We start from the raw sequence: 217 nt of genomic DNA, 5'->3' as shown, positions 1-217 counted from the left end.
GCCTTTAGAAAACCTAACATCACCCTGATATGTACCGCCCTTTGATGCCGAAACGGCATCAACATCACTGGCATCTAATGCAATGTCACTTGACAGCCATTTCCCATTAATACGGCGGCTATGGGGCACAGCCCGCATGGCTTTTTCGACGGTGGCTTTCAGACCGAGGTTATCGATAAATTCAGCCTTGTTCAGAATATCCGCCCCGTTCTTCGCT

General features: G+C 49.3%; 1 pseudogene. It reads right to left on the bottom strand.

Annotation, left to right across the window (positions count from 1 at the left end):
- A pseudogene (locus PSI23_RS22695) lies at positions 1-217 on the bottom strand (phage tail protein); the annotation flags it as partial.

The organism is Xenorhabdus yunnanensis (assembly GCF_028598805.1).
GTDB lineage: Bacteria > Pseudomonadota > Gammaproteobacteria > Enterobacterales > Enterobacteriaceae > Xenorhabdus > Xenorhabdus yunnanensis.
Note: the sequence above shows the minus strand (reverse complement) of the source record. Positions and strands in the feature narration are given on the sequence as shown.